Genomic DNA, 5,701 nt, shown 5'->3' with positions numbered 1-5,701 from the left:
TCGGCACTCATGTCCGCCCGCACGAGGTTCATCAGCGGATGGAAGGCGCGGTAGGTGTCCCAGAACGAAAAGGTCGTATAGTTGGTAAATCCCTCGGCGCGCCCGATACTCTTGTCGTGCTCGCGGAAGCGGCCGTCCGCATCCTGGAAAAGGAACGGAGAGAGGAAACAGCGGTACGCCGAGGTGTAAAACGTCTCCTTTACCCGCTGCGGGCCCTCGACCGTGAACCGCGAAAGCTCCCGCTCCCACAGTTGCTCGCCGCGGCTGCGCACTTCGTCGAACGTAAGGCCGTCGATCTCGTGCAGGTTGCCCCGGGCGCCCGCCGGGTCGACCGACGAAATGGCGACGCGGACGGTCACCTGCTGCTCCTGCCGCGTGGCGAAACGCACCCAGAATTTCAGGTCTTCGCCCCACGCCTCGCAATCGCTGCGGAAACGTTTCGTGTCGTAGCACACCCGTTGGCCGCCCTCCATGATGCCGAAGTCGTCGAGCGGCTCGGAAAACTCGGCCACGAAATAAACATGGCGCTCGGCGCCCCAGCCCTGCACGAGTTTATAGCCCGTGATGGTGTGGTCATCCTCCTTGCGCAGGTTGGCCCACCGGCATTTCCACCACAGCGTATGCCGCATGTCGACAAGTATGAAGGCGTCGTCGGCCTCGGGATAGGTGAAGCGCAGGATGCCGCTGCGCTGCGCCGCCGTCATCTCGGCTTTCACGCCGTAGTCCGTGAGGTTCACGCCGTAATAGGCGGGCGAGCACCACTCCTCGTCATGGCTGTACCGCGATCGGTAACCGGCGTCGGGGTCGTCGTGCGTACCGGGTTCGAGCTTGATTTCCCCCACGCCCGGCATGAAGAGGAAGTCGCCCAGATCGGGAATACCCGTACCGCTCAAATGGTTGAGCGAGAATCCCATCAGCGTCTTGTGCGCGTATTTGTAGCCCGAGGCGGCATCGTAATAATCGTCGTCCGTATCGGGGCTGATCTGGATGCCGCCGAACGGCACCTGCGCCCCGGGATAGACGTTGCCGAAGCCGTCGGTACCGACCAGCGGACGGACATAGCCGATGCGCGGGGCATCGTCGGCCGCAACCGCGAACGCCCATAGCAACGCAGCGCATGCGGCAACAAGCTTTATCAGCGTAAATTTCATGTTTGCAGTCGTTTTACTGTTCGCAACTCAGGGAGTAGGGCCGTTCTTCGGCCGAAAAGCAGCGGCGCTTGTCGGGCGTGGAACGCATGTCGAATTCCAGCACGGCGCCCCCTTTCAGGTCGGCATAGGTGATATACGCCCGGGTGTAGGGTTTCCCGTTGAGTTTCACCCCATGCACATATCGGTTCTTCGAGCTGACGCCCGGTGCCTTAATTTCCAGGTAACGCCCCTCCCCGACCCTCACTTTCATATAAGGCAGGTAGGGTGCGCCCAGCACATACTGGTCGGTGCCCGGGCAGACGGGATAGAATCCCATCGCCGTGAAAATGTACCACGCCGACATCTGGCCGCAGTCGTCGTTGCCGCACAGGCCGTCGACCGTCGGACGGTACATGCGATCCATGATCTCACGCACCCAGTACTGCGTTTTCCACGGCTGCGAAGTCCACATGTAGAGGTAGGGTACATGGTGGCTCGGCTCGTTGCCGTGGACATACATGCCCAGCAGCCCCTCGCGCGTCACGTCCTCGGTCTGCGCGAAATACCTGTCGGGCAGGTACTCGGTAAAGAGGCTGTCCAGACGCGCCGTGAACTGACCATCGCCGCCCATCAGGGCAATCAGCCCCGCCGGGTCGTGCGGCACGTACATCGAGTAGTTCCACGAGTTGCCCTCGATAAACCCCTGTCCGTGCGTATCGTAGCGGTTGAAGTCGGGTTTCCAGCTTCCGTCGCTCATTCGCGCCCGGGCAAACCCCGTCTCCGGATCGAAGACGTTGCGGTAATTCAACGCCCGGCGGCGGTAGGTTTCGGCCTCATCGGAGAGTCCCATGCGCCGGGCCGTCCGGTAGATCACCCAGTCGTCGTAGGCATATTCCAGCGTCATCGACGAACCGGTGGACTTCACGTCGTAAGGGACGTAACCCAGTTGCTTGTAAATGCCCGTTCCGTCATAATAGTCGCAGTTGGCGCTGCCGATCATCGCCTCAAGCGCCAACTTCCGGTCGACGTCGATTTCTTTGTCGAGGGCGTCGCCCACCACCGACACCGAATGGTAACCTATCATGCACCAATTCTCGTTGCCCATGTGCGACCATACGGGCAGGATGCGGTGCACGCTCTGGCGGTAGTGTGCGAGCATCGAGTTCACGATGTCGCGGCTGCGGTCGCGGCAGATGAGGTTGAACAGCGGGTGCAATGCCCGGTAGGTGTCCCAGACCGAGAAAACGGTATAATTGGTGAAATCCCGGGTCTGGTGTATCTCGTGGTCGACACCGCGGTATTTACCGTCCGTATCCATATAGACCGACGGGTTTATCATCGTGTGGTATAGCGACGTATAGAGCATACGCAGCGCCTCGTCGCTGCCTTGGGCTTCAATTACCGACATCTGCTCCTCCCACTTGCGTGCGGCGTCGGCCGCCGCCTGGTCGAACGTGCGCCCGCCAGCCTCGGCACACAGGTTGGCCAGCGCCCCGCGCGTTCCCACGGCCGACAGCGCCACCTTGACCTCGAGCGGTGCGGAATCGTCGCCGAAATCGAAGTGCATCACGATGCCGCACCCGCCGATTTCGGGAAAGTTACGCTCCGTGTCGAACTTCCGCCAGCCTCCGCCGTAATCGAGCGGCCGGCGGTCGCGCGCGCCGTATTCGCGCACGGGCTTGGAGAAGCTCATGGCAAAATAGGTGTAGTTGGTGCGCGCCCATCCGCTGGTGATGCGGTAGCCCGTCACCAACGTGTCGTTCTCGACACGCACCTGCGCCCAGCGGGTCTTGCCCTCGTAGTTGTAGATGCCGTGGTCGAGGTCGAGAATCAGGTGCTGGTCTTCGCCCGCAGGATAGGTGTATTTGTGCAAGCCCACCCGCTCGGTGGCGGTCAACTGGGCCCGGATGCCGTAGTCGTCGAGCATCACCTCGTAATAACCCGCCGCTGCGCGTTCGCGCTCGTGCGAGAAGCGCGAGCGGTAGCCCGTTTCGGGGTGTTCGGCCGTGCCGCGCTCGGTGCGTATCTCCCCCACGGTCGGCATCAGCAGGATGTCGCCCAGGTCGGAGTGCCCCGTGCCGCTCAAATGTGTGTGCGAGAAGCCGACGATCGTCGGGTCGTCGTACTGGTATCCGGCGCAGTAGCGGTAGGCCTCGGGCTGGTACTTGCCGTCGATGTTGTGCGGCACCATCTCCGTGTCGGGGCTCAACTGCACAATGCCGTGCGGCACGCAGGCCCCGGGGAAAACGTGCCCCATGCTGCGGGTGCCTATCATCGGGTCGATGTAGTCCGTCGCCGGGCGTGTCTGCGCGGCGGCCGCAACGACCGGGCAGGCCGCAATCAGGGCAATCAGGTAATTCTTCATAACTGTCATTTCGGTTTGTTGTGCCGCAGGACGGGAGATGCCCCGGTCAAAGCCGGAACACCTCCGTCCGCAGCAGGCTATTAAGCCTCGCGTATTTTAATCCAGTAAGGATAGGAAGGATCGGGGCTCACCAGATAGAAATAGTGTTTGTTGCCGTCGTAGGAAACGCTTTCTGCCTTGTAGACGTGGAATCCCCGCTCGCCGAAGAGCAGCCGCTCGAGCGGTTTGACGAGTTTCTGCGACTCCTCGCTGCTCATCTCGTTGCCGTCGGCATCCACGAATGCGCCCGTCACGTCGCCTTTGGTGAAAATCATACGGTCGTCTTCGACTTTGTAGGCGCTGACGGCGATGGATACGGGATGATTTTCGAACCCGTTGCGGAACGACTTGATGTCGATGCGCTGTCCCTTGCCCACCGCGAAAACCTCGATGGCGCAAGGCCCGGCGGGCGTGCCGCCTCCCGGCTGCGTGTATGGATAGAAGATATAGCGTTCTGTGCCCGTCATGCCCGGAATATCGTCCTCAACCGTCGGCAGGCAGAGCCGCGAATAAGGAATGAATACCGGCGTGCCGCCCTCGTACTTGTTGACCGGATAGGTGAAGAAATACTCCAGCGGATGAGCCTCGCTCTGCAGCGGCGTGCGGATCGTGCAGGAAAGCCCGTCCACGTTCGGCGTGTAGGGGCCCGTCCACGTAAGGCCCTTGTAGGTGACGCTGCCCACGGTGAGCGGCTCCCGGAAGGTGATGACGCCCGCCTCGGTCGCATCGACGGCCACGGTCTTGTACTGCGCCTTGTTGCGCGCCATCTCACGGTAATTGCCGTCGGTGTAGACCGCCTCGGAATCCTCTATCCAAATCAGGTCGGCCGTACCTGCCTCTGCATCGAGGGAGTAATGCAGTTTGAAATTCTTGTTGTCGTTGTCGAAGAACGTACCGTAGGGTTTCATGCCCTGCGCCACGAGCTGCGGCAGGAAGTTCTCGCCGCCCGGCTCCTCGCCCCCGCCTTCGGAGTAGAGGCCGTCGCGCACCTTCACCCAGAGGTTGCCCGTCTTGGAAATCAGGTAAAAGCCTTTACCGCGCGAATCGCTCTCCTCGATTACGTACAGGCCGTCGGCATGGAAATAGAAATCGGTGAACGGTTTCAGGTCGGCGGCCGCCTGGCTGATAGGGTACGATGCAATCTCGGAACCGGTCGCAATCTTCAGGAAGTCGCCCTGCACGCTGGCGTAGAAGCGAATCCAGTCGGCGTCGCTGTCGAAGCGTGCGGTCTTGGGATCGGTCGTATAGTCGTTCACGAAGAGATAGTTGCCCGTCGTGCCGTCGCCCACATAAACTTCCACGCGCAGCGGAATGTCGTCCGCATAGGGATAGAAGAGGATGCTGCGGAACTTGTCCGAAACCAGCGCCGACCAGAGCGTCGGGTGGGCCGTGCCGCACTCGAGCTTGCCACCGAGGTTATACTGCTTGGACGCCTTGTCCACGAAACCGGGATGCGCCTCGGTTACGGCGGTGATTTTCGCGTCCGCCACGTTGAAGGCGAGGCTTTCGCCGGCAATCGTGTAGGTGAGCGAACTGTACCCCACACCGTTAATCGTGACGGCCGGCCACTGGATGCCGTACTGCGCGTCGGTCACCTCCAGCTCGAAGCCTGCCGACTCGTGTTTGGCGTCCTTGTTCGCAGCGTCGATCCAGGTGAACTCCATGCTGCGCGACTTCTTGTCGACGGCATAGCGGGCCAGGAACTTGTTCTCGCCGTCGCGCAGGACACCCTGCATGGCGTTTTTCTTCGACAGGGCCAGCCATACCAACTTCTCGCCCAGCTTGAGTACGTCTTCCGACGTGGCTTTGGTCAACACGACTGGCTTGCCCGACGAGGCGCCTACGCAGTTGATGGTCGTCTCGGTCGTCGACTCGACGATGAGCTGCCTTTCGCGGAACTCCGAATCGACGATTTCGTCGTTGAGCATCGTGGGCCCGTCGAACTTGATAATCACGCCGCCCTCCTTGAGCGCCGAAACGCTGAAAAGCGCCAGGTTTTTCTCGTTTTCCGAAACGGGCGAATCGGTCGCCACCGAACTGTCGGACAGGAAGTTGAACAGAATCGTATAGCTTTTTCCAGCAGCGGGGGCATATTCTGCCACCCAATTGTATTCCAGCGCGCTTTCGTAGGTCAGCGCCTCTTTCACGGCTAACGAGTTCGCGTGGT

The 5,701-nt window shown here is 61.0% G+C and carries 3 protein-coding genes; all 3 read right to left on the bottom strand.

The window, feature by feature from the left end; genetic code table 11:
- On the bottom strand, nucleotides 1-1,151 hold a 1,151-nt coding region (locus QVP03_RS06025), incomplete at its 3' end, for a GH92 family glycosyl hydrolase (RefSeq protein WP_288210675.1).
- A gap of 13 nt (nucleotides 1,152-1,164) precedes the next feature.
- Entirely contained in the window at nucleotides 1,165-3,495 is a 2,331-nt protein-coding gene (locus QVP03_RS06020) for a GH92 family glycosyl hydrolase (protein ID WP_022332640.1), read from the bottom strand.
- Nucleotides 3,496-3,575: 80 nt separating this feature from the next.
- The coding region (locus tag QVP03_RS06015; protein WP_288210674.1) for a hypothetical protein at nucleotides 3,576-5,701 on the bottom strand (2,126 nt) is incomplete at its 5' end.

The sequence above is a fragment of the Alistipes sp. CAG:29 genome (assembly GCF_000435435.1).
In the GTDB taxonomy this organism is placed as follows: domain Bacteria; phylum Bacteroidota; class Bacteroidia; order Bacteroidales; family Rikenellaceae; genus Alistipes; species Alistipes onderdonkii.
The sequence above is the reverse complement of the archived record's forward strand: the minus strand, read 5'-3'. Positions and strand labels throughout refer to the sequence as shown.

Coding starts and splice junctions, on each gene's coding strand:
- QVP03_RS06020 (WP_022332640.1), bottom strand. CDS start 3,495: ATGAAGAATTACCTGATTGCCCTGATTGCGGCCTGCCCGGTCGTTGCG.